Here is a 23,814-nt window from a genome sequence, read left to right on the forward strand (position 1 = left end):
CGGAGGAAAAGACATCAACCGAGATTCCGTTAGTAGTGGCGAGCGAACGCGGACCAGGCCAGTGCCGGTAATTCAACTAGCAGAACACTTTGGAAAGAGTGGCCATAGCGGGTGACAGCCCCGTATGCGAAAGTGATGTTACCGGACTTGAGTAGGGCGGGACACGTGTAATCCTGTCTGAACATAGGGGGACCACCCTCTAAGCCTAAATACTCGTGCATGACCGATAGCGAACAAGTACCGTGAGGGAAAGGTGAAAAGCACCCCGATGAGGGGAGTGAAACAGTACCTGAAACCGAATGCCTACAAGCAGTTGGAGGGTCCTAGAGGCCTGACAGCGTACCTCTTGCATAATGGGTCTGTGACTTAATCTATCAAGCAAGCTTAAGCCGTTAGGTGTAGGCGCAGCGAAAGCGAGTCTGAATAGGGCGACTGAGTTTGATGGATTAGACCCGAAACCCGGCGATCTAGGCATGACCAGGATGAAGGTGGGGTAACACCCACTGGAGGTCCGAACCGATTAACGTTGAAAAGTTACCGGATGAGTTGTGTTTAGGGGTGAAAGGCCAATCAAGCCGGGAAATAGCTGGTTCTCCGCGAAAACTATTGAGGTAGTGCCTCGAGTGATCACCGTTGGGGGTAGAGCACTGGATGGGCAAGGGGGTCGCGAGACCTACCGATCCTAACCAAACTCCGAATACCAACGAGTGCAGCTCGGGAGACAGACGGCGGGTGCTAAGGTCCGTCGTCGAGAGGGAAACAGCCCTGACCAACAGCTAAGGTCCCCAAGTTATCACTAAGTGGGAAAGCATGTGGGAATCCCAAAACAACCAGGAGGTTGGCTTAGAAGCAGCCATCCTTTAAAGAAAGCGTAACAGCTCACTGGTCTAATCAAGGGTTCCTGCGGCGAAGATGTAACGGGGCTCAAGTGATACACCGAAGCTTTGGGTGTGGATTTATCCACGCGGTAGCGGAGCGTTCCGTAAGCCTGTGAAGCGGTCTGGTAATGGGCCGTGGAGGTATCGGAAGTGCGAATGCAGACATGAGTAGCGATAAACAGGGTGAGATGCCCTGTCGCCGAAAGACCAAGGGTTCCTGCGCAAGGCTAATCCGCGCAGGGTGAGCCGGCCCCTAAGACGAGCCCGAAGGGGGTAGTCGATGGGAACCACGTTAATATTCGTGGGCCTGGTGGTGTGTGACGGATCACGTGTGTTGTTCATCCTTATCGGATTGGATGGGCTTCGAAGTGGTTCCAGGAAATAGCCCCACCGTATAGACCGTACCCGAAACCGACACAGGTGGTCTGGTAGAGTATACCAAGGCGCTTGAGAGAAGTGTTCTGAAGGAACTCGGCAAATTGCCTCCGTACCTTCGGAAGAAGGAGGCCCCAACTAAGCGCAAGCTCTGTTGGGGGGCACAGGCCAGGGGGTAGCGACTGTTTAGCAAAAACACAGGGCTCTGCTAAGTCGGCTTCAAGACGACGTATAGGGTCTGACGCCTGCCCGGTGCCGGAAGGTTAAGTGGAGATGTGCAAGCATCGAAATGAAGCCCCGGTAAACGGCGGCCGTAACTATAACGGTCCTAAGGTAGCGAAATTCCTTGTCGGGTAAGTTCCGACCTGCACGAATGGCGTAACGACTTCCCCACTGTCTCCAGAACATGCTCAGCGAAATTGAATTCTCCGTGAAGATGCGGAGTACCCGCGGTTAGACGGAAAGACCCCGTGCACCTTTACTGCAGCTTCAGAGTGGCATTAGGAAAGAACTGTGTAGCATAGGTGGGAGGCTTTGAAGCCAGGTCGCCAGATCTGGTGGAGCCATAGGTGAAATACCACCCTGTTGTTTTCTGATGTCTAACCTCGATCCATGAAACTGGATCAGGGACCCTCTGTGGCGGGTAGTTTGACTGGGGCGGTCGCCTCCCAAAGAGTAACGGAGGCGCGCGAAGGTTGGCTCAGGCCGGTTGGAAACCGGCTGTTAGAGTGCAATGGCATAAGCCAGCCTGACTGCGAGACTGACAAGTCGAGCAGAGACGAAAGTCGGTCATAGTGATCCGGTGGTCCCTCGTGGAAGGGCCATCGCTCAACGGATAAAAGGTACGCCGGGGATAACAGGCTGATAACCCCCAAGAGCTCATATCGACGGGGTTGTTTGGCACCTCGATGTCGGCTCATCACATCCTGGGGCTGGAGCAGGTCCCAAGGGTTTGGCTGTTCGCCAATTAAAGTGGTACGTGAGCTGGGTTCAGAACGTCGCGAGACAGTTTGGTCCCTATCTGCCGTGGGCGTCGATATTTGAGAGGACTTGTCCCTAGTACGAGAGGACCGGGATGAACGTACCTCTGGTGCACCTGTCGTTCTGCCAAGAGCGCAGCAGGGTAGCTATGTACGGACGAGATAACCGCTGAAAGCATCTAAGCGGGAAGCTCCCCTCGAGATAAGATATCTTAGGACGGTCGAAGACCACGACCTTGATAGATCGGATGTGGAAGTGGGGTAACCCATGGAGCTAACCGATACTAATTGTCCTATTCGCGCTTGAGAGTTCCACCATCAATGACAGGGCTGTCCGCAGCATTGTCGGCGATCACGTGGTTCGGCTCGGCATAGTGTTAGTGTGCACGCATCGATTTCTGACCCATCAGCATCCGCGCCGGCCCCATAGCTTGGTGGCCTTAGCGTCTGTGACCCACCCGATCCCATCCCGAACTCGGCCGTGAAACCAGACAGCGCCGATGGTACTATCGCTTAAGCGATGGAAGAGTAGGTCGCCGCCAGGCTTTGAAGCCGGCGCGAACGCTGATTAACCCATTCACAATGTTACCTTTTGCGCCTCAGGCGCCGGCAGCCGCATCCGCGGCTTTGGCTATCCTCGCATAAGCTCGGACGGCCGGTCGGCCTTGCGGACCTTCGGTCCGGGATCCAGGCCCGGGGCCAACACCAGTTGTCGCGGGGTGGAGCAGCCCGGTAGCTCGTCAGGCTCATAACCTGAAGGTCACAGGTTCAAATCCTGTCCCCGCAACCAACACACAACCCACCCAAACCATAACCGCCCAGGATAACCCCCTGCGGCGGTTTTTTGCGTCCGGGGTCCAGGCCCGGGTTTCCGATGGCGATCGACTGAAAGCCATTGATAGGTCTTCGCGCCGAGATATACGCGACCGGCGCTCACGCTAGATAAAGATTCCGCAGCTTGACCAAGTCATTGCGAGAGAGGCCGAGCTCGTCGCGCAGGTAGCCCGTGGCGCCGCCGACATGCGCGTCCATAATCGCGAAAACAGCTTCGATATAATGGCGATCCGCTGCACCCAGCGTCCTGGCGGCGTCCGGCGACATGCTTGCCAGGGGATTGGCGGGCGAGGCAGGGCCTTGGCTCAGACTGCGCACGTCGAGATAGCGGTTGGTGAGCAGATAATCGTCGATCACCATCGAGCGCGGAACGCCAAGCGCGGTCAGCAGCAGGGCGGCGGCAATCCCGGTGCGATCCTTTCCGGCCGTGCAGTTGAAAGCAAGCGGCGCATGTCCCGCCAACAATTCCGCAAACATGCGCCGGTATTGAGCGTTGAACTGCGTGAGAAGCCGGGGATAGGACTCCGTCATCGCCGATCGTGCCTGTTCAGCTGTCCAATTCTTGGGATCGCCGGCGGGCAAGAAATGGCGGTCGAGCTCGTAATCGGTGCTCAATACCTTCGGGGCGCCGGGCGAGGGCCATGATACCGGCTCGCCAGCGCGCTCCTGCGTATCGCGGAAATCGCAGACCACACGGATATTTCGCGCCTCCAGCGCGCGATAGTCGGCCTCGGTCAGGCCGTGCATCGATCCCGAACGGTATAGAAGACCCCATTTTACGGTGCGACCATCGGCGGCACGATATCCGCCGATGTCTCTGAAATTGCGGCCGCCCTGCAAAGGCAGTTGCCGCTCGTGAGGTGCGGAGACGGCGACGGGCGCGAGCCCTTGAGCGACGACCGGCTGCGCCGTAGACAGGAGGAGAAGCGAAAGGGCGTAACGCATTGAGATCCCCTTTTCTGCGTGATGCGGCCGGCCGTCGATCATGGCGCGTCAGAACCGGATGTTGGCCTGCCCGCCGAAGGTGCGGGGATCGTTGAAATAGCCGTAATAGCCCGTGCCGGCCGTGTAGGTGCGCGCGACGAGATGCTGCTCGTTGAACAGATTGCGCACCCAGAATGAAAGCGTCAGCTTCGCGCCCGACGCACCCAGATCGATGTCGCCGACCGAGAGCCGCGTGTTGATGACCACGCCCGACTGGCTGAGCGGGTTGGGAACACCGACCGCGTTGGGCGTGCTGCTGTTGTACGAACCCGAATCCCAGGCGCCGTCGATGTGACCGCGTAGCGTGACGTCGGGCAGCGGATATTCATAGTCGATCTGACCCGACAGGCTGTGCTTCGGGGTCAGGACTGCCTGCTGCGCACGGGGCGTCAGATCGATCGCGCAACCGCCGCCCGCAAGCAATTCGCAGAAGGGATCCACCGCAGCGCCCACGCGGATATAGGCGTAGGTATAGGAGCCGTTCAGCGTCAGGCCGCGGAATGGCGCCAGCGTGAGCTCGGTCTCGACGCCGCTGACCTTGCCGTGCTTGGGCGTGTTGTAGGTGTTGGTCGTCGTCCGGGTGGTGACCGCGGCGCCCGGGCAGGCGATCACCGCGCCGGTTCCGCTGAAGCAGAAATACGGAACGCTGAAATCGACCTGCTGATCCTTGTACACACCGGTATAGCCGGCGACGTTCAGGCGCACATGATGGTCGAGGAACTCGCTCTTGAAGCCCACTTCGAACATCGACACCGATTCGGGATCGAAGGCGCGATAATTGAGCGAACGCGAGTTGGCGCCGCCCGATTTGTAGCCGGTGCTCCATTTGCCATAGGCCTGGATATCGCGCGACAGATCGACCGCGAGGTTGACCATTGGATCGACCCGCTTCCACTCGGATTTGAAGCTGATCGGCGCGAAGGTGCCGTTCGAGTTCACCGGCGCGAAGTTGTTGGTGATGAGCAACGTGCCCGACTTCTTGTCGTCGGTCCAACGCAGGCCACCCGTGAGGTGTAGGCGATCCTCCAGCAAAGCCGGGTTCCAGGTCGCCTGACCGAAGATGCCGTAGCTGGTCGTCTTGGCGATGCTGGCGCGGTCGACGCCGACATAGGGGAAGAGCGGGTCCACGGCGTTCGTCACGGCCGTCTGGCCGTTGAGGTTCATCAAATTGCCCGTCTGTGGAAATTCGACGATCCACTGGCCCGCGCTGTTGAAATAGCCGGTGTTGAACGCCTGCGCCTGATCGCGGACATGCTCGTGATAGGCGAGGCCGCCGATCACGAATTTGAGGTGATCGCCGATGTCGCCGATCGCCTGCAGTTCCTGGCTATACTGATATTGCTGGAAATTCGCGAGGCTGTAGCGGTCGGACGTGTTGTCATGCTGTGCCAGCCCGTTCGGCGCGGCGGTGGTCACGTAATTGCCGCCGGCCATGCCGCCGCCATCATATTGGCTCTGCGTCAGCTCGCGGTAGGACGAGATCGACTTCAGCGTCAGGTGCGACGCCGCGTTCCACGTCATGGTCAGCGTGTGGCCGTTCTGGTGGCCGATGCTGTCCTGCAGCGGGATCCCGTACGCCACGGTGTCGGCGCGCTTGGGCTGGAGCGCCGCCGCCGGCACGAACGCCGTGCCGACCGACACGCGCTGCTCATAGCCGACCGTCGTCGAGTCATAAATATTATCGTAGGCGTAGAGCGCGTTGAAATCGGGCGAGGGCTGCCATTTCAGCTGCATGCGCGCGCCACGCCGGTCATAGCCGTTGAAATCGGCCTGGCCGGGCATCGTGTTCTTCACGGTGCCGCCGCGCGAGGTGATCAGCCCGTCCACCTTCAGGCTGAAATTGTGCCATTCCGGGAGATCGGCGTGGACCTCGGTTTCGTAGCTGCCGTAATTGCCCGCACCGGCGGTGACCGAGAGGCCGAACTTGCCGGTCGGCTTTTTGGTGACGATGTTGAGCGCGCCGCCCTCGGTGTTGCGGCCGAACAAAGTACCCTGCGGCCCCTTTAGCACTTCGATGCTCTCGAGATCGTAGAGCGCGCCGTTCAGACCCTGCGGACGGCCGAGATAAACGCCGTCGATGTAGACGCCCACGCCGGGATCGCGTGCCGGCTGGTTGGAATCGCCCAGCACGCCAACGCCACGGATGTTGAGAACCAAGCTGAAGTTGCGGCCGGAGAAGGGGAGCACGCGCAGCGACGGGATCGAGCCATCCTGCAGATCGAGCAGCGACTGGATGTGCCTATTCTGGATATCTGCCGGCTTCATCACCGAGATCGAGATCGGTGTCTTCTGGAGATTCTCCTCCCGTTTCTGGGCTGTGACGACGATCTCGGCGAGCGCGCCGCTCGCATCCTGCTCCTGCGCAGGCGCCGGGTCAGCTGGAACGGGATCGGCGGCATAAGCCGGCAGAGCGGCCAAGCCAAACATCGCGGTAGCACACAGCAAATGGCGCGCGGAGACGCGTTTCGAAACCATCTAAAACCCCCTTTGGTGATATGAAAGGAGGGTAGTAACGTTATGTTACAGACTCGAAACATAAGCGCTGCAAATAAAAGACAATCGAGCATCTTTCCAGCGCTCAAAAAAAACGGTTATTTTTGATGATGATAGGTGGTTTTCGAGAAAAATCGAACAATGGACTAGGGCCGAAACGATTGTGATGTTCTGGTAGGTTCGGCGAACAGCTTCGATCACGGGGAAGCGCTGAATGTCACGGCTGCAATTCGGCCCGATTTTCAGATGCTTCGTGCTCCCCGCGCAGGGCTGCAATGTCGAGGTTGGCCATGCAACGTCTCCCCTCCCGGCAGGATTTCTACGGCTCCGTCGGCTGGATCGACCTTGGCCGCGCTCGTCGGACCGAAACGCCGTTGACGCGTGTCAGCTTCGTGCGATTGGCGCCAAAATAGCGCGCCAGTCAGCTTCGCCCGCAGCAAGCCGTAAGGCTTACTGTCGTCGTATAGCAGACATCATGCCGAAATGTGCCAAGGGGCACTGGCAACCCGGAGGCTACCGCCGGCGAACTTGTCGGCGGTCTTTATTATAGCCCTCGGTAGGCCGCATCCCTTCTCAATTGTCGAGACTGCCAAGGATGCGGGAGGCATCGATTTCGGCGTCGCGGGATTGAAATCCGCGCTCGATCGCGGTGCGGATACGCTGCTGTACTTCCGGGGTTCGCGCGCCTTCGCCGAACAGATCGGAATCCCGCCTAAACTCTTCGACGGACGCGAGGGAAATTGCGTTGACGCGGTCCTTGATGGCGCGCGCACCCGATGCCGGCAACGTCGCGATACGCGCGGCGAGCGCCTCCACGAAGGGCGCGAGCTTTGCAGGTTCGAAGCTGCGATTGATCCAGCCATAATGTTCGGCGAGTTCGGCGTCGTAATCCTCCGCGCTCAGCATGACCTCGAACGCCCGCCCGCGGCCCAGCATGCGAACGAGATGCTGGGCGCCGCCGCCGCCGGGGACAAGACCGAACGCGCCTTCGTTCTGCGAGAACACCGCCCGTCCGCGTGCGGCGAATCGCATGTCGCAATTCAGGATGAACTCGTTGCCGGCGCCTCGCGCGCGCGCCTCGATCTGCGCGATCGTCACCGCCTTGGTTTCCGCCAGCCGGCGAAACAGAAGCGCGATCGAGGCTTCGCCCGTCAGCCGGGCGGCCTCCTGCCGGTAGGCGGCGATCTTGGTGACGTCGACGTGCGCGATGAAATAATCGGGGTCGGCGCTGCGGAAGACCGCGACCTTGTAGGGTTCTCCACGATCGAGAATCTCGATGATGGATACCAGATCACGGACCAATTCGGGGCCCAGCAGATTCATCGGCGGCGCGTTGATCGTAACGAACAGGATTGCGCCATCGGCGTGGAGGTCGAGCGTTTCGTAATCGTCGGCCACCTGAGTCTCCGCCATCTGATCCTGTAGGGAATGACCGACGGTCATCGCGCCGCTATCGGCATCCATCGGTCGGCATCAGTTGGCCGCGGCGGCCGCCTTTTCGATCAGCTTCGCGACGCTCTGCGCTTGCGAGACGTAGATCGTGTGGGCCCCGGGCAGTTCGATCGTCGTCGCATGCGAGCGCGCATACATCGACCGTTCGAGATCCGGATTGATCATGCGATCATTGACCGCCACCGCCGCATAGGACGGCTTCGACTTCCATGCCGCGACCGACACCGGCGCACCGAACGCGCTCGCCGTGATCGGTACCTGGGAGATCGCCATGAACGCGGCGGTCGCCTTCGGGAGATCTCCCGCAAAGTCGGCGGCAAAGCTGGCCGGATCGACCCACAGGAAACCGCCGCCGATCGGCGCGATCGCCTTGCTCGCGGCGGGCGTCTTGGTCGCGAGCGCACCCGCACTCTCACCGACATCCGGCTGGAACGCCGCTATGTAGACGAGCGCGCGCGCGGACTCGTGATCGCCCGCTTCGGTGATGACGACACCGCCATAGCTGTGGCCGACCAGCACGGACGGGCCGGCTTTGTTGAGAATGTGCTTGGTCGCCGCGACGTCTTCGGCCAGCGTCGTCTCCGGCTCCTGCACGATCCACACCGTGTAACCATCTCGCTCCAGGATCTCGGCAACGGGCTTCCATCCCGAGCCGTCGGCAAAGGCGCCGTGGACGAGGACGACCGACTTCACGGCGGCTGAAGCGCCCGCTGGTGTCAGCGCGGCGGCTGCGACCATCGAAGCGGTCATGAGGCCCAATCGGCCACGTGCTCGAATTGCCTTTTTGGTCATACGTTTCTCCGTTGTCCGTCTCGACGCGGTCTAGACTTGCCAATTGATCGGGGCTTGTCGGATCGGCGGACGATTTGTCTCTTCCTAGGGCAATCGTTCATCACGCTTGGAAAGGCGTCGGCTTGGTCCGACGCGCCGCACCAGCGCGGCGCCTGTCAGGACAGATTCGAATGCGCTCTGCGCCACGCGCCGGGCGACCAACCCGCGCGTCGCGAAAAAGCGCGGCTGAAATGGCTCTGATCAGCGAAGCCGCAGGTGGTCGCGACCTCGGAGAGCGCGAGCTCCGTGGTCACGAGCAGCGTCTTCGCATGTTCGATCCGCCGCTCGAGCAGCCACTGGTGCGGACTCTGGCCGAGCGACGTCTTGAATGCCTTGGTGAAATGCGAAATCGAAAGCCGGCACTCGGTCGCAAGCGCGTGCAAGGACAGCTGATTGTCGAGGTTGGCCGCAATCAGTTCCTTCGCCCGGCGCTCCTGCCAAGGCGCGAGGCCGCCCTTGTGCTGGGCCGGCTGCGCCGCGCCGTAGGTGCGGGCCAGATACCCGCACATGGCGTGCAATACCTGGTCGACGAACAGGCGCGGCGCGGTGTCCGGGCGATCGAGGCAGGGTAGGATTGCCTGGCCGAACCCGGCGATAACTTCGTCGGCAAGGTGCTTGTTCGCCTGATGCATCAGGCCCGGGACCGGCCGGACGCCGGCCTCGTCCGCCCATCGGTCCAGTGCCGCCTTCGGCACCACGAAGCTGAGGAGATCCAGCGCGTGATCCGCCCGCCAGTGCAGGCTGGGCCGCAGATCCTCGACGCTCGTGTGCCATGCCTTGCGCGGCGCGACGATCCGGGTCTGTCCGTCGCGAACAAAGGTCGAGGTGGGCGTGTCGGCCAGGAGCAAGCGCGCGGCGTCGGCGTCGTGATTGCCGAAACTGATGAAAGCCTCCGAACCGGTTTCATCGAAACGGTCGCGGACGACCCTAAGCGCGACGTCGGCGCTTTCGCCCAGTTGGGCAAGTTCGGTGCTGCGCAGGCGGCGATGACATCCGGCATCGACCCGATAGCCCGACAAGAACGGGTCGGAGCGGCCTGAAACATCGCCGCGGCTGAGAGGGGCCAGCGTGGCCATGTCACGCCTCGGCCGTCGAGCGGAAGCGGCGCGGTAAAGTGGAGCGTGGCGGTCGCGCCGGGTTTCCCCACTCGCTGCGGCCGTGGGATCGGATCGGGCCGGATGCTCTGGAACCATCTCGCAGCACGCTGGGCGGTATCTGAACCATGGCAGCGCTCCCGGAGCAGCGAGCGGAAGTCGTTCCACTAGCGTTTCGGGCCCTGCTGTTTGCAGGCGCGCTCGTTTGCCAACAGCCCGGATCGGGGGATTGAGCGGTCACCGATTTGAGGAATGCACCGCGCCGCGCGCGCATCTGGCCACCCGCACCTGCTGGGCGCGCCCCACGATCAGGGGACCGTCGACTGACCCGTTTGGGGGTCTTACGAAGCACCCAGGGCGTCAATAGAAGGGTGGCACGCTGCCATTCTTTTGGGAGCGATGGGGTAACGCGTTGAAAAAGACCGTCTGCTGGCTGTGCCTCCCCGCGTTACTGTTCCTGACGGGTGCCACAACCGCGCCGACGTTTCGCACACTCGAGCAGATGAAACATACACGCTGGACCGCCGACAACGGCGCCCCGGCGGGTATCCAGGCATTGGCGCAGACAACCGACGGGTTTCTCTGGATCGGCTCGATCACCGGGCTTTATCGTTTCGACGGGCGAAGGTTCGAGCGTGTCGCGATGGTTGGGCCGGAAACGAGCGTCACGGCATTGGCGGCCACGCGCGACGGTCGCTTGTTCATCGGTCTGCTCAACGGGCACGTGCTGGTGCGTCGGGGAGCTCAACAGGCCGACGTCACCCCCAGCTCCCGCGCGAAGCGTATCGAAGAGATGGTGGAGGATCGCGGCGGTGGCCTCTGGGTGCGGAGCGCCGCCCCCGATCTACAGGTTCTGCGGCTCTATCATGGGCGCTGGACGCAGTTCGATGCCCAACTCTCCGGTAAATATGCTTTGGCGCTATTGCTGGCGCACGACGGTTCGTTCTGGGTTCTGACCCAGAAAGCGGTCTACGTGCTCCGCAGCGGGCAGGATCGGTTCAGCTATATCGCCCCAAATCCCGGAAATATGTTCACCAGCCTTGTCGAGGATAAGCGCGGCACCTTGTGGGCCGCGACCAACAGTCATGGCCGCGGCCTGACCGCCATCGCGAAGGCATCGGGGGCGGACATAATCCCGATCCAGTCCGCCGCCGGCGAGAGCGTGCTTCGTGTCATCGCTGATCGGTCCGGTGACGTGTGGGGCAGCACCCAGGCGCACGGGGTGTTTCGAGTGGGAGAGCCCGGGGCCGGTAGGTCTTCCAGCGCGACCGTCGAGCACTACACATCGATGCAGGGCCTGTCGTCGGACGCGGTTCGCGCGATCTTTGAAGATCACGAAGGATCCATCTGGATCGGGACGTCGGGCGGCCTCGATCGGTTTCGCCCCGCAAACGTCGTGCTCGAAACCGCGGTGTCGACGCGGTCGGCATTGGGGTACGCCCTGTTCGCCGACCATGAAGGGACGATCTACGTCGCCGACAGCGAAACGCTTTATAAGGCTGAACCGGGCGGATCACCGAAGGCGGTCCTTCAGCACCTGAAAAACCCCATGGGTATCTGCGAAGGCGCGGGCGGAGACATATGGGTCGGTGACCTCGATACCTTCCATGTCCAGCACGACGGACGCTTCCACGACGCAATCCCCCCCGCCGACCGGGGCTACATGCATTGCGAAGCCGATCGAGACGGCCAGCCCTGGTTCCTGAGCACTTGGGGAAATCTGTTCCGGCGCACGTCCGGCGGCTGGGCGCAGGCGCCGACGAGCAAGAGCCATACGTTCGTGACCAGATTCTCATTCGATGCGCAGGGCCGGCCGGCGCTGTTCTACGAAAACCAGGGGCTGATGCGTCAAGACGCGTCGGCGCCGTCGATGATCTGGCCGTTCAACCAGATCCCGGGCGGCAGGACAGGGCCGATTTATCGCAGCTCGGATGATATGCTCGTCGGAGGGGTGAACGGCCTCGCGCGCATACGTGGCCGACGTATCGACTTGCTCGGATCGGCTTATCCCTGGCTTCAGCATGTGACCGGAATCGTCGAGACGCCAAGCGGCGATACATGGCTGCAATCGACCTCGGGAATCCTGCGGCTGCGGACGGCAGACATCCAGCGTGCATTCGATCATCCGGGCACCGTTCTGCGTCCGCAGATCTTCAATGCCCTGGATGGTCTGCAGGGGTTCAACTATCTCGATTATGCCGACAATGGCGCCGCTGTCGGTGGCGATGGACGAATCTGGTTCATGACGACCAGCGGCATCGTCTGGATCGACCCGGCAAACCTTCATCACAACGATCTTCCGCCGCCCGTCGCGATCACCAGATTGGTGGCCGACGGAGTCGTAACTTCGGATCCAGCGGCAATCGCGCTGCGGCGCGGCACGAAGAACCTCGAACTCGATTTTACCGCGCTGAGCCTCGCCGTTCCCGAGCGCGTGGCGCTGCGCTATCGGCTTGAAGGCGTGGACGAACATTGGGTCGATCCCGGCGCCCGGCGCCAGGCCTTCTATTCCAACCTCGCGCCCGGCTCATATCGGTTTGCAGTCATCGCGGCCAATGAGGACGGCGTCTGGAACAGGGCCGGTGCCGCTATCCGGTTCACCCTGCCGCCCACGTTCGTCCAGTCCTTCGTCTTCAAGCTTCTATGCGCGGGGGCGGCGCTCCTGCTTGCCTGGCTGTTTTACAGGATCCGGCTGAACAATATCACGCGCCGGCTCAAGGCGCGGCTCGATGCGCGCCTTGCCGAGCGCGAGCGCATCGCCCGCGAATTGCACGACACGCTGCTTCAGGGCGTGCAGGGGCTCATTCTGCGCTTTCAGGGCATCGCCGACCGCCTGCCGAGCGATCAGGTTCCGGGGCAATTGATGGAGACGGCACTGGATCGCGCCGAGGAACTGCTGCTGGAAGGGCGCGAGCGGGTGCACGGTCTCAGATCGGTTATGCGCACGGGCGATCTGAGCTCGTCCTTGCTCGAGGTGGCGGATAATTTGGATGCCGCCGCTGGCCTGTCGGTCGTGGTTCGCGAGGAAGGTACGGCGCGGACCATCGATCCGACCGTGCAGGAGGAGTTGACCGCCATCGCGAGCGAAGCCCTGTCGAACGTCGTCCGCCATGCCCAGGCCGACGCGGTCGATGTCGTCATCGATTACGGGCGTGCCCGGCTCACGCTCGCGATCGTCGACGACGGGCGCGGTATCAACCTCGGACGCGTGGCGCCCGATGACAATCGGCATTTCGGTATTGCCGGCATGCACGAGCGCGCCCGCCGCGTCGCGGGTTCGTTGTATCTGGGGGCGAATGCCGGCCGGCGAGGAACCTGCGTTACCGTGACGGTGCCTGCAAGCGTGGCTTATCCGTCCAGCCCGCTTCGGCGGATAAGATCGCTCTTCGGCCTGTCGAACATGGAAGCGCTGGCATGAGCGACGGACGGCCCGGCCCGATCAGGGTGATGGTTGTCGATGATCATCCCTTGCTCCGCGAGGGTGTCGCCGCGGTGCTCGAGCCGCAGCCCGATCTCTCGCTGGTCGGGGAGGCCAGCAATGGGCCCGAAGCGATCGAGGGGTATCGCCGCTGGCGACCCGACGTGTCGCTGATGGACCTGCAGATGCCGGAGATGGGCGGGCTCGAAGCGCTCGGCGCGATCCGGGCTGAATTCCCGCAAGCCCGCATCGTGGTGCTCACAACCTATGCCGGCGATGCCCAGGCCATGCGCGCCATGAAAGCGGGGGCGGTCGGCTATCTGCTCAAAAGCAGCCTGCGGCGCGAGCTGGTCAGCACCATCCGCGAGGTGCATCGCGGGCATCGTTATCTTCACCCAGAGGTCGCGTCGGCGCTGGCGCTGGGGGCAATCGACGAACCGCTCACAGCGCGCGAGATTGCAGTCCTGCAGCTCGTCGCCGGCGGTAATTCCAACAAGCGAATAGCCCACGCGCTTTCGCTGTCGGAAGAAACGGTGAAATCGCACATGAAGAACATTGCGCTGAAGCTCAGCGCGACCGACCGCACCCACGCCGTCGTCGTCGCAGCACGACGTGGCATAATCGAGCTTTGATCTCTGGTGGATCATGACCTCAAAATGCAATCCCGGCGGCAACAGGCTATCCGGGTTCGGATCGAGCGTCACTCAGACAGCATGGAGGTCTCGAAGGCGGCCGGCAGTGGGGCTTCCATCGAAAAGACTAGCCCTTCCGGTGCGAAATCGAGGTTTCCGGATCCCGAAAAATAGGAATTTACGGCGCGCTTGATGAGCAGGCTGCCGAAGCCCTGTCGCGTGGGCGGGGTCACGACGGGGCCACCCGCCTCCCGCCACGAGAAGCACAGGACGTCCTCCCAACGTGCATCATCGTTTTCGTAGACATTGCGCTGGACCGACCACCGGACGTCGATGCGCCCGGTCGGCGATGAAAGGGCGCCATATTTGACCGCATTGGTGGCGAGCTCGTGGAGCGCGAGCGCCATGCCGAGCACCATCGAGGACGGCAGCATGATCGGCGGTCCGGAACACACGATCCGCGTGCCGTCGGGATCATGTGGCGAGATCATGGTACGCGCCACCGTTTCAAGGAGGGCTGCCTCACAATCGGGCGCCGCGAGGATCGTGGCGGTCGCCCCCAGCGCGGCAATCCGATCGGACAGCGCCAGGCGTGCGGTATCGAGGTCCGACGCCTGAGCGAGGGTACGTTCCGCGATCATCTGAACGACGGCCAGAAAGTTCTTGTAACGATGCGCCAGTTCTTGATTCAACAAGGCGAGACTGGCGGCATGTCGGCTCGCTTCGCTGTCCCGCTCGCGCAGCGCATGCACCGTTCTCGACAAGTCCTGTTCCCGCCTCCGTCCCTCGAACATCACCACTTTTCCCCACCCGAAGGCTGCGATGCCCGACAGGACCGCCGTCGCGGCGGCGGCGAACAGGAATGTCATCCGTTCGGGACCAAGCTCCCTGCCAAGCCCCGTTGCCGCCAAGGCGCCGGCTACAGCCAATCCAACTCCGAGGATGACCGGCCTGCCGACGGTCAGCGCGATCAAGGCCCTCCCGGCATCGCGAACGGGCCGGCGAGCGGGGTTTGGCGGTGGCTCGGCCATGGATTTCACCTCGTTGGGCCCTGCGGGGCGGAGCGCGCGCTCTGCACTGGGCTGCCGGCTTTGCACGGCTCGCTATGGTATGATTGAAAGGACCGCTTCTAATCTTCACAGACGGCTGATGTTCGGTTGATCTGGCCACGCGTGATTGGCAGACGATGAGGCGCTATCGTCCGCATTGGCTTCGCAAGAAGCGACGCGAATTAGCCGCTGTCCATCCAGCCGCCACCGAGCGCGCGATAGAGTTGAACGCTCGCCGCAAGCCGATCGGTGTCGGCCTGTGCGAGCGCGAGCCGCGCCGCCAGCAGCTGCCTCTCGGCATCCAGCTGGTTCAAAAAGGATGCATAACCGCGCGCATAACGTAAGCTGGAAATCCGGAGTGCTCCGGCGTTGGCATCGACCTGCGCGATCAGTTCCTGACGCTGTTCGCCCAGGCGTTGCAGGGCAGCCATATCGTCTTCGACCTCGCGGAGCGCCGTCAACGTCGTATTGCGATAGGCAAAGGCGGCACGATCGCGGCGCGCTGCCGCCGATTCCATCTCACCCTTGTGCCGCCCGGCGCCGAGCAACGGCGCGATGGCACCCCCGGCCAGATTGAACAGCCCGAAGGGCTGTGGGAGAACGTTGGCCGCAAGCAGACTGCCGCTGGCGGCCAGCGAGAAGTCGGGCATCATCGAGGCGCGCACGCTGTCGAGCGAGCGATCCGCCGCGACCAGCATATCCTCTGCCGCGACCACATCCGGGCGTCGGCGCAGCAGGCTGGACGGCAACGCCACCGGAATGACGGGCAATTTCAATCCCGCGAGTCCACCGGGTGCCCTGCCAACGTCGGCAGGCGCATCGCCGACGAGGATGCTGAGCGCATTTTCGAGCCGCGTGATCGCAAGGCGCTCCTGCGGCACCATGGCGCTGGTCGCGCGATATTCGCCCTCCGCCTGCCGCAGCTCGAGATCGGAGGAATAACCGCCGCCGCGAAGCTTGCGTGCAAGGTCGAGCGAGCGGGACCGCGACTTCAACGTCTCGAGCAGCACCGTCAGGCGTTCATCGGCGCCGACCAGCTCGATATATGTTTCCGCGGTGGCGCTGCTGATCGACAGGAGGACCGCATCGTAGGAAGCACGCGAGGCGAGCAGCTCGGCACGGGCGGCCGCACTCGCATTGGCGAGGCGACCGAACAGGTCCAGATCCCACGATGCGCTGACGCCATCGACGGTGCCGAGCGCGTCGACAGGTATCCCCAGCGTCACCGTCCGTGCGTAACTTCCGCCTGCCTGGGCATCGATTTCGGGAATGCGCGCCTCGCGGGCCGATCGCACCGCGCCTCGGGCTTCGGCGACCCGCGTCGCGGCCATCGCGATGTCCGTATTGTGAGCACGCGCGCGCTCCACCAGTTCGGACAGCACGGGATCACCAAAGGCCTGCCACCATTGCCGGTCGATGGCGGCGTCGTTGGCTGGCGTGTGTCGCCAAGCGGCAGGCGGGGACAGCGACGCGGCCGGCGGTATCGGCGGGCGAGGGCCCGCGCATGCCGACACGGCCAAGGCAGCGAGCGCGGTCATCGCGCCGGCCGGCCTCATATTGCCCGTCCGGCCCGGCTGCCCGAAAATATATCGACATGGGCCTCGACCGACATGCCGGGCCCCAGGCGAGCCGCCTGCGGCTGGCCTGCGTCGATGGCGATCCGGACCGGAATCCGTTGCGGCACCTTCGTGAAATTTCCGGTGGCATTGTCGGGTTTGAGCGCACTGAACTGTGCGCCGGTCGCCGGCGCGATCCGCTCGATATGTCCACGGAAGCGCAGGCCGCCAAGCGCGTCCACGGCGAACCAAGCGGGCTGGCCGACAGCCATGTGGCGGGTCTGCGCTTCCTTGAAATTGGCGATCACCCAGCGCTGCGCCGGAACGAGATACATGAACGGCGTTCCGGCCGCCGCAAACTGCCCTATGCGAACGACGACTTCGCTTAGGGAGCCGTCCTGCGGCGCGCGCAGCGTCGTATAGCCAAGGTCGATCGCGGCCTGGTGCAACTGCGCTCGGGCCGCCTCGGCATCGGCCACGAGCGCGGCCTCGTTCACCCGGACCGCCTTCACTTGCTCGATCGCGCTGTCGCGCGCCGCCTTCGCCTGTGCGACCGCCGCATCCGAACCCGCAAGCGTCGCCTCGTCGCTTTCGCGCTCGCGCTGCGATAGCGCGCCCTGCTTCACGAGATCGGCGGAGCGCTGTGCGTAGCGCACGGCCTGGACCTGCTTTGCGACCGCACTTGCGATCGTCGCCTCCTGAACGCGCACCTGGGAGAGGCCTTCGGCGAGCCGCTGGCGGTTGTTCTTGAGTTCGGCGAGCTTGGCGTCGAGATTGGCGCGTGCCTGCTCGACGCGCTGCTGGAATGGCCGCGGATCGATCTCGGCGAGGATCTGTCCGGCCCGGACCACGGCAAAATCGTCGACGTGAACCCGCCAGACATAGCCGGCCACCTGGGGTGCGATCACCGTCGTATGGCCTTGAACGTAGGCGTCCTCCGTGCGCTGCGATCCGCTCCCGAACGGCGGCAGGCGCCACGCTGCCAGCACCAGCAGAATTCCGGTGATCGCCACAGCGACGAAGAGGATGCGCACCGGCCATGCGGGCTGCGGGATCTGCCAGAACCGCGCGGGAGTGACCGACGCGGCCGGGGGCGCAGGGCCGACGTCGGTCATGAATGCACCAGCGCAGGAGGGGAGGGGGGCGACGACGGAAGAGATGCGGGCGGCCAGAACAGCAGGCGGGTCAACATGTAGACCGCGACCGCGGCGGCGATCAGCGCGACGACGCCGAAGACATTTCCGTAGGCGAGCGTACCGGCCTCGTGCGACATCGCCGCCTGAAGCGCGGCCACGCCATGTTCGCCGCCCCCACCGGCGACGATGCGGGCCTGAACCACCGGGTCGAACGCCCGGACCCGATCGATCAGGGCGACCGAATTGGCCTTCTCGAAGATAGTCTGCAGCGATCCCAACAGCGAGATGCCGGCCAGCCCACCGACATTCTGTGCGATCGCGAACAGGACGACATAAGAGGTCAGCGTCGTGCCGTGCGCGCGGGCGACGGGAACCTGGGCGAACACCAGGGTCGGGCCGATCGCAAACGTCGTCGCGAACGAGATCGTCATCTGGGTCGCGTAGAGCTGCGGCGCCCGGGTAAGGCTGGTCAGCGAGCAATCCATTGCAGCCGCCACCGCGATCAGCGCAAACGCGACCACCCCCATCGCCAGAATGCGCTTCTGCTCGAAAACCATGGCGGATGTGACCGCACCCGCGATCGCGGAAAGGCTCAGCGCCGCGCAGAAGGTGACCAGCTCGTCGTTGAGGATGCCCGCACCGGCGAGAAAACCAAAGACCAGCGACTGCTCTGCCAGCACGATCCGAAGGATGATGACGACGAGGCCGAAGCGCAGAAGCTCGTTGCGATAGAGCCATCGGACGTCGAGCAGCGGACGCGTGCGATGAGCCTCGATATAAACGGCGACAGTCAGCATGGGGATCGCCGCCACCAGCGCCCAGCCCAGCCAGTCATGGTCCGTCCACCATTCGTAGCGTCCCATCCCGATGACCGCGATGACCAGCGCCATTCCGCCGGCGAGGAGCGGATAGGCGATGAAGTCGAGCGGCTCGAATGCCTGCGATCGGACGCCCGGCGGCAGGCGCAGCCAGAGGACCGCAACCAGGCACATTAGGGCGATGCCCAATTCCATCACGTAGAGCGCCTGCCAGTCGCCGAACGCGAGTTTCTCCGGATCGATCAGGCGGGACATCGCGATCGGCACCTGCGACAGCGAAAGGCTCAGGACGGCGGCTTTCGAGGCATGCGCCGATGCCATGAACTCCATGACATAATAGATCGACAGCGCGAGCAGCGACGCACCCGAAAAACCCGCAAGAGCATGAATGAAGATCGCGCCACCGACCCCGGTCACGAAGGCATGAGCCGCAGTGAACATCGTGAAAAGGACGAGCGAGATCAGCGCGTAGAGCCGCAGGCCGAATTGCTGGCGGAACCGCACCAGCAGGAGGTTCATCGTGGCGAAGCTCATGACATAGGCGGTCGGCACCCACGCAATCTCGTTCGCTTCGGCGCCCAGCGCTCCCAGAAGCTGGCCCTGATTGTCCTGTATCAGCGTGTTGCCCAGCCCGGATGTCAGCGCGAGCGCCACGCCGACCGCCAGATAGGCGTATCGACGCATGCGGGGATGCGGCGGATGCCCCGGTCCGCCCGGAAAGGCCGGTCGATATTCGGGAGGATAATTGATGTCCTCGTCTTGGAAGAACGACGCCGCCATAGTCTTAACTAGGGCTCGTCGTTCCTGCAGCACAACGACGAAGCCGAACATCCGTCGGCTTTGTGAGGCAAACGGGCAAAACGGCCTGCGAATAGACAAATGCCCGTTGATCGCGCAGCCGGGATAACCGCCCATTTGAACAAATCCGCGCGGTTCGGAGAAGATCGGCTGGCGCGGCGCGGTTAGATCGAACGCTTCAGAAGCGGCGTTGCGCCCGACAGTCGCAACCGCGCCGCGTTGTTCGGAGACTTCCACATGACGACGGCCAAACAGGACCCCATCCAGGGCGGAAAGCGTGCAGCCATCATCGGCGGCGGCGTCATAGGCGCCTCGTGGGCGGCGCTGTTCCTCGCCAACGGGTTGAAGGTCATCATCAGCGATCCCGACCCGGCCATCGAGACCAAGGTCAAGGCAACGATCGAGACCGCAATCCCCTCGCTCGCTGCGATGGGCTACGACACGGCCGACCTGACCGCAAATCTGTCCTTCGGCAGCGATACGGCCTCTGCGGTTGCGGACGCCGACATTGTCCAGGAATGCGGGCCGGAACGGCTGGACTTCAAGCGCTCGCTCTGGAAGCTGGTCGAGGAGGCGGCGCCGAAAGACGCGCTCCTCTGTTCGTCGAGTTCGACGATCCCCGCATCCGTTCAGTCCGATCAGATGACCGACAAGGCCCGGCTGATCATCGGGCATCCCTTCAATCCGCCCCACCTGATGCCGCTGGTCGAAATCGTGCCGACGCTTGCCACCGATCCCGCCGTGACGGCGAAGGCCCTCGAATTCTACCAGAGTGTCGGCAAGGTTCCGCGCGAGATCAGGAAGGAAGTTACCGGCTTCGTCGCCAATCGGCTACAGGCGGCGATCTTTCGAGAGTCGGTCTATCTCGTAAGCGAGGGCGTGGTCGAGCTGGATGAGCTCGACGACATCATGACCAACTCGCTCGGTATCCGCTGGGCGACATCCGGACCCTTCCTCTCCTTCCATCTCGGAGGAGGGGCTGGTGGGCTTCGCCACTTTCTCGAGCAGTTCGGTCCACCCACCGAGGCGTCCTGGAAAGTCCTCGGCCAGCCGAAGCTGGACGAAGCGACCAAGGCCCTTCTGATCGCGCAGGTCGATGCAACCTATGGGAAATCGGCCTTCAAGGATCTCGCGGAAACGCGCGATGCGAAGGAGATCGCGGTGATCAACGGCCTCGCGGGGATCGACCGCGCATCGCACGAAGGATGACGATCATGGGTGCGTCAGACCGGCTGCTTCTCCTCAATCTCGGCCACCCGTCGCGGATGGTGTCGATCGCGCCGGACGGTGGGGATATCCAGACCCTCGTCGCAGACCTTGGCGTCGTTCCGGACGGCATCGGTCTCGATCCCATCAACCGGCACATCTTCTGGACCTACATGGGCAGTGCTCATGACGGCGAAGACTTCAATCAGAATGACGGCATGATCGAGCGGGTCAATTACGACGGCAGCGATCGCGCAGTCATCATACCGAAGGGAGGCACCTTCACGCCGAAGCAGATGCAATGCGATGCGGGGAAGGGGCTCATCTACTGGTCGGATCGCGAGGGGATGCGTGTCATGCGCGCGCGCACCGACGGGTCCGACGTCACGACGCTGATCCAGACCGGCTCGGGCGACATCGATCGTCGGGACCGCCGACGCCATTGCGTCGGCCTGGCGCTCGATACCGAGAACGGGTTCATCTACTGGACGCAGAAAGGGCGCCCCGACGGAAATGAGGGGCGGATTTTCCGCGCGGGACTGAAGATGCCGGCCGGCGCGGATCCCGCCAACCGCCCCGATGTCGAGCTCCTCTTCGAGACCCTTCCGGAGCCGATCGATCTCGAATGGCATGCGGAGAAGAGCCAGCTTTACTGGACCGACCGCGGATCACCGCCCGCCGGTAACACGCTGAACCGTGTCGCGTTCGACGCCGGGCGTCCGCTCGAACCGGAAATCATTCTTTCCGGGCTCAAGGAAGGGATCGGCCTTGCCATCGACCAAGTCGGCAAGCGCGTCTTCGTCAGCGATCTCGGCGGCATCGTGCGGGTCGTGAGCCTCGAAAGTCCTGATGATGGATCCGTTATATATGAAGGACATGGCCCGCTGACGGGCATCGCCTACCTCAAGGCGTGATCGCGCCATGCCCTGTCCGCGATCGTGCAGCAGCCGGTTGCATGGAAAAGTGTTGTCCGGCGTCTGCCTGATCGCGGCGTCGTTCGCGAGCGACGCGGCAGCAGTGGCACCTGATCCACAGACCGACCGGGGGTGGTACGTCCACCTCGGCGCGGGCGCGTTGCTGTTCAATGAAGGCGCGGTCATCAGAAGCGGGGCATCGGTCATTCCCAAGGCTTCGGTGAGTATCGCCGCGAACGAGACGTTCATCGCGGAAGCCGGTTATCGGTGGAGACACTGGGGGCTATCGGCCACCGGCGGTTTTCCCCCGGTCGCGACCGTCGATGGCGTCGGATCGCTGCAGCCGCTCGGATCGCTTGGCCGCATCCGATACGGGCCGGTGGTCATCAGCGGTCATTATCATTTCGGTGGGCTCGGCCGGCTGAAGCCTTATATCGGCGCCGGCCCCGTGTTCCTGCTCATCTTCAAGAACAAGGACGATGCAGTCCGGCAGCTCGACGTGCACGACAGCGTGGGCGTGGCCGTCCAGGGCGGCACCGAGTTCGCCGTGTCGCCACGCTGGGGCGTGTTCGTCGACGTCAAGAAGGCGCACCTGAGGACGCGAGCGACGGCGCTGCTCGGCGCGGCGCCGATCGAAGCCAGGATCCGGCTCGATCCGCTTGTCCTCTCCGGCGGTATTTCCCACGGCTTTTGAATATTCGTCGTGATCGAGCGGATCGCGCGGCTTTGATCAAAATGCAGTCAATCCTCCATCGTCACGCCGTTTGAAACGATCGATACCGCCACAGTCAAAGCCGGCTTCGGGCCACGTCGTGGCCCGAAGCCCGTCTTCACTTTTCGCGACGGTAACGCGTCGCATGCTTTTGGTCAGGGGAATGTCGTGGCGGCACTGATTCCGGACAATATCGCAACGCGCCCGATTGCCATCATCGGGGCCGGAACGTTGGGGCGCAGGATCGGGCTGATGCTTTGTACTCAAGGCGCCGAGGTGAGACTGTACGATACGCGTCCCGCGTCCGCGCAACAGGCCGTCGATTACATCGGCGGCGCGCTCCCGGCGCTGCTTCCGACGATTGCGAACGGGCGTGCAGGCCCGCTCGTCGCCACGAGCGATCTTCCGACGGCAGTTGAGGATGCGTGGCTGATCATCGAAGCCGTGCCGGAAATTCCGAACCTTAAGCGTAGCGTCCTCGCGAACCTCGACAAGCTCGCGCCCGGCGACGCGATCATCGCCAGCAATTCCTCATCATATCCGAGCGGCGAACTCATCGCGGACGTGCGAAACGTCGAGCGCGTACTGACGACGCATTTTTATATGCCCCCGCGCGTGCTGCCGGTCGAAGTGATGGCATCGGACAAGACCGACGACGCGATCGTTCAATTGCTCATGAGGCAGCTGCCGCTTTATGGCGTGATCCCGTTCCAGGTGCGGAAAGAGAGCGTCGGGCTGATTTTCAATCGCGTATGGGCCGCCATCAAACGGGAGTCGCTCGAGGTGGTCGCCGAAGGCGTCACCACGCCCGAGGAACTCGACACGCTGTTCAATCTCATCGTCGGCGGCAGCTTCGGGCCCTTCCGCAACATGGATCAGGTCGGCCTGGACGTCGTGCTCGCGATCGAAGAGCATTATGCGCAGACCCGGCCGGGCTTGCCCGAGGCGCCGCGGGATTTGCTCAAGCGCTACGTGGAGAAAGGCCGGCTGGGCGTGAAGACTGGGCACGGCTTCTACGATGACTATGACGCGCCTGCCGGGGCAGGCGGGGCAGCCTCCTAGCCCAGCGCGGCGACGTTCGACGCTACACGACGCCCATCGTCCACGCCGCGCTGGCCTGCGATCCGCCGCGGCCTCGTGACGTGCTCCAAGTCGATTGCTCGGCGGATGCAGCACCCGGCCCCCTCGTCTGGCGCGTCACTCCCCTCAATGGCTACGTGTCCGTACATCGGATGCTGCGAGCGTGAAGCCAGGATTATGTGCCAGTTCTGCGCGATCAACTCGAGTGTTTCGTCGGCGGTGTGGCCGACTCCACGAGTTCGACCACTTCGAAATCATAACGCTGCCAGCCACGCTGGCGCGCTGCATCGGCTGTCGCGGCCGTCTTGCCGGTTGCTTCGCCGAGCGATCTCGTATGCCCCCAGAAAACCTCGGTCCGGCCGTTCTCGAGGTACGCGACGATCCGCCAATAATGCGTGAACGGGCTCGCGGTTGGACCGATCGTCTTTACGTAACCGTCGGCGGTCGTCGCGGTGAGGTATCGTCGCTTCTTGGCCATGCGGAAGCCGTATAGCGCACGCCAAGCCCCGCAGCGCATCGTCTCGCGCGAAGGCACTTTTTATGGACAAGGCAAGGATGGCGACACGCGCGACGT

Annotated in this window: 16 protein-coding genes, 1 tRNA gene and 2 rRNA genes (1 of these 19 only partly in view); 9 read left to right on the forward strand and 10 right to left on the reverse strand. The window is 63.0% G+C overall.

The genetic code is table 11. The features are described from left to right. The 3 genes from K8P63_RS09430 to K8P63_RS09440 form a co-directional block, all read left to right on the forward strand. A 23S ribosomal RNA gene (locus tag K8P63_RS09430) occupies positions 1 to 2,541 on the forward strand; it begins 253 nt to the left of the window's first position. Positions 2,542 to 2,663: 122 nt separating this feature from the next. Beyond that, positions 2,664 to 2,778, forward strand: a 5S ribosomal RNA gene (gene rrf, locus K8P63_RS09435). Between the two features lie 168 nt (positions 2,779 to 2,946). Beyond that, positions 2,947 to 3,023, forward strand: a tRNA-Met gene (locus K8P63_RS09440). A 143-nt stretch (positions 3,024 to 3,166) separates the two neighbouring features. Here the strand turns inward: K8P63_RS09440 and K8P63_RS09445 are convergent. The 5 genes from K8P63_RS09445 to K8P63_RS09465 form a co-directional block, all read right to left on the reverse strand. After that, positions 3,167 to 4,012, reverse strand: a complete 846-nt coding sequence (locus tag K8P63_RS09445) for a tyrosine-protein phosphatase (RefSeq protein WP_223799540.1) — start codon at positions 4,010 to 4,012, stop codon at positions 3,167 to 3,169. 48 nt (positions 4,013 to 4,060) lie between these two features. After that, the gene (locus tag K8P63_RS09450) at positions 4,061 to 6,526 is read right to left on the reverse strand and encodes a TonB-dependent receptor (RefSeq protein ID WP_223799541.1); all 2,466 of its coding nucleotides are present in this window, start codon (positions 6,524 to 6,526) and stop codon (positions 4,061 to 4,063) included. Positions 6,527 to 7,117: 591 nt separating this feature from the next. Then, entirely contained in the window at positions 7,118 to 7,942 is an 825-nt protein-coding gene (locus K8P63_RS09455) for an enoyl-CoA hydratase/isomerase family protein (RefSeq protein WP_223799542.1), read from the reverse strand. A gap of 75 nt (positions 7,943 to 8,017) precedes the next feature. Continuing rightward, entirely contained in the window at positions 8,018 to 8,746 is a 729-nt protein-coding gene (locus tag K8P63_RS09460) for an alpha/beta fold hydrolase (protein ID WP_223799543.1), read from the reverse strand. A gap of 197 nt (positions 8,747 to 8,943) precedes the next feature. After that, on the reverse strand, positions 8,944 to 9,903 hold the full coding sequence (locus tag K8P63_RS09465; RefSeq protein WP_223799544.1) for a helix-turn-helix domain-containing protein: 960 nt from the start codon (positions 9,901 to 9,903) through the stop codon (positions 8,944 to 8,946). Between the two features lie 430 nt (positions 9,904 to 10,333). Between K8P63_RS09465 and K8P63_RS09470 the strand changes: the two genes are divergently transcribed. Both K8P63_RS09470 and K8P63_RS09475 read left to right on the forward strand, forming a co-directional pair. Further along, positions 10,334 to 13,339: a sensor histidine kinase gene (locus K8P63_RS09470; protein ID WP_223799545.1), complete on the forward strand. Its 3,006-nt coding sequence runs from the start codon at positions 10,334 to 10,336 to the stop codon at positions 13,337 to 13,339. Then, positions 13,336 to 13,971: a response regulator gene (locus K8P63_RS09475; protein WP_223799546.1), complete on the forward strand. Its 636-nt coding sequence runs from the start codon at positions 13,336 to 13,338 to the stop codon at positions 13,969 to 13,971. The genes K8P63_RS09470 and K8P63_RS09475 overlap by 4 nt, the downstream gene beginning before the upstream one ends. Before the next feature lie 68 nt (positions 13,972 to 14,039). Here K8P63_RS09475 and K8P63_RS09480 read toward each other — a convergent pair whose 3' ends face one another. The 4 genes from K8P63_RS09480 to K8P63_RS09495 all read right to left on the reverse strand — a co-directional run bounded on the left by K8P63_RS09480 (position 14,040) and on the right by K8P63_RS09495 (position 19,565). Then, positions 14,040 to 14,945, reverse strand: a complete 906-nt coding sequence (locus K8P63_RS09480; protein ID WP_223799547.1) for an HWE histidine kinase domain-containing protein — start codon at positions 14,943 to 14,945, stop codon at positions 14,040 to 14,042. A gap of 257 nt (positions 14,946 to 15,202) precedes the next feature. Next, positions 15,203 to 16,576 (reverse strand): efflux transporter outer membrane subunit, encoded by a 1,374-nt coding sequence (locus tag K8P63_RS09485; RefSeq protein ID WP_223799548.1) that lies wholly within the window; start codon positions 16,574 to 16,576, stop codon positions 15,203 to 15,205. Beyond that, positions 16,573 to 17,691: an HlyD family secretion protein gene (locus K8P63_RS09490; RefSeq protein WP_223799549.1), complete on the reverse strand. Its 1,119-nt coding sequence runs from the start codon at positions 17,689 to 17,691 to the stop codon at positions 16,573 to 16,575. The genes K8P63_RS09485 and K8P63_RS09490 overlap by 4 nt, the downstream gene beginning before the upstream one ends. After that, positions 17,688 to 19,565 (reverse strand): MFS transporter, encoded by a 1,878-nt coding sequence (locus tag K8P63_RS09495; RefSeq protein ID WP_223799550.1) that lies wholly within the window; start codon positions 19,563 to 19,565, stop codon positions 17,688 to 17,690. Before K8P63_RS09495 ends, K8P63_RS09490 begins: the two co-directional genes overlap by 4 nt. Between K8P63_RS09495 and K8P63_RS09500 the strand changes: the two genes are divergently transcribed. The 4 genes from K8P63_RS09500 (at position 19,566) to K8P63_RS09515 (ending at position 23,222) form a co-directional block, all read left to right on the forward strand. Beyond that, positions 19,566 to 20,537 (forward strand): 3-hydroxyacyl-CoA dehydrogenase NAD-binding domain-containing protein, encoded by a 972-nt coding sequence (locus tag K8P63_RS09500; protein ID WP_223799551.1) that lies wholly within the window; start codon positions 19,566 to 19,568, stop codon positions 20,535 to 20,537. It abuts the gene before it with no gap. Beyond that, the gene (locus K8P63_RS09505) at positions 20,534 to 21,448 is read left to right on the forward strand and encodes a hypothetical protein (protein WP_223799552.1); all 915 of its coding nucleotides are present in this window, start codon (positions 20,534 to 20,536) and stop codon (positions 21,446 to 21,448) included. Before K8P63_RS09500 ends, K8P63_RS09505 begins: the two co-directional genes overlap by 4 nt. 49 nt (positions 21,449 to 21,497) lie before the next feature. Continuing rightward, a complete protein-coding gene (locus tag K8P63_RS09510; RefSeq protein WP_223799553.1) occupies positions 21,498 to 22,142 on the forward strand; it encodes an OmpW/AlkL family protein in 645 nt (214 codons plus the stop codon). A 186-nt stretch (positions 22,143 to 22,328) separates the two neighbouring features. Further along, a complete protein-coding gene (locus tag K8P63_RS09515) occupies positions 22,329 to 23,222 on the forward strand; it encodes a 3-hydroxyacyl-CoA dehydrogenase family protein (RefSeq protein WP_223799554.1) in 894 nt (297 codons plus the stop codon). A gap of 214 nt (positions 23,223 to 23,436) precedes the next feature. Here K8P63_RS09515 and K8P63_RS09520 read toward each other — a convergent pair whose 3' ends face one another. Then, positions 23,437 to 23,718 (reverse strand): hypothetical protein, encoded by a 282-nt coding sequence (locus tag K8P63_RS09520; protein WP_223799555.1) that lies wholly within the window; start codon positions 23,716 to 23,718, stop codon positions 23,437 to 23,439. Between the last annotated feature and the right edge of the window lie 96 nt (positions 23,719 to 23,814).

This window comes from Sphingomonas nostoxanthinifaciens (assembly GCF_019930585.1).
In the GTDB taxonomy this organism is placed as follows: Bacteria; Pseudomonadota; Alphaproteobacteria; order Sphingomonadales; family Sphingomonadaceae; genus Sphingomonas_I; species Sphingomonas_I nostoxanthinifaciens.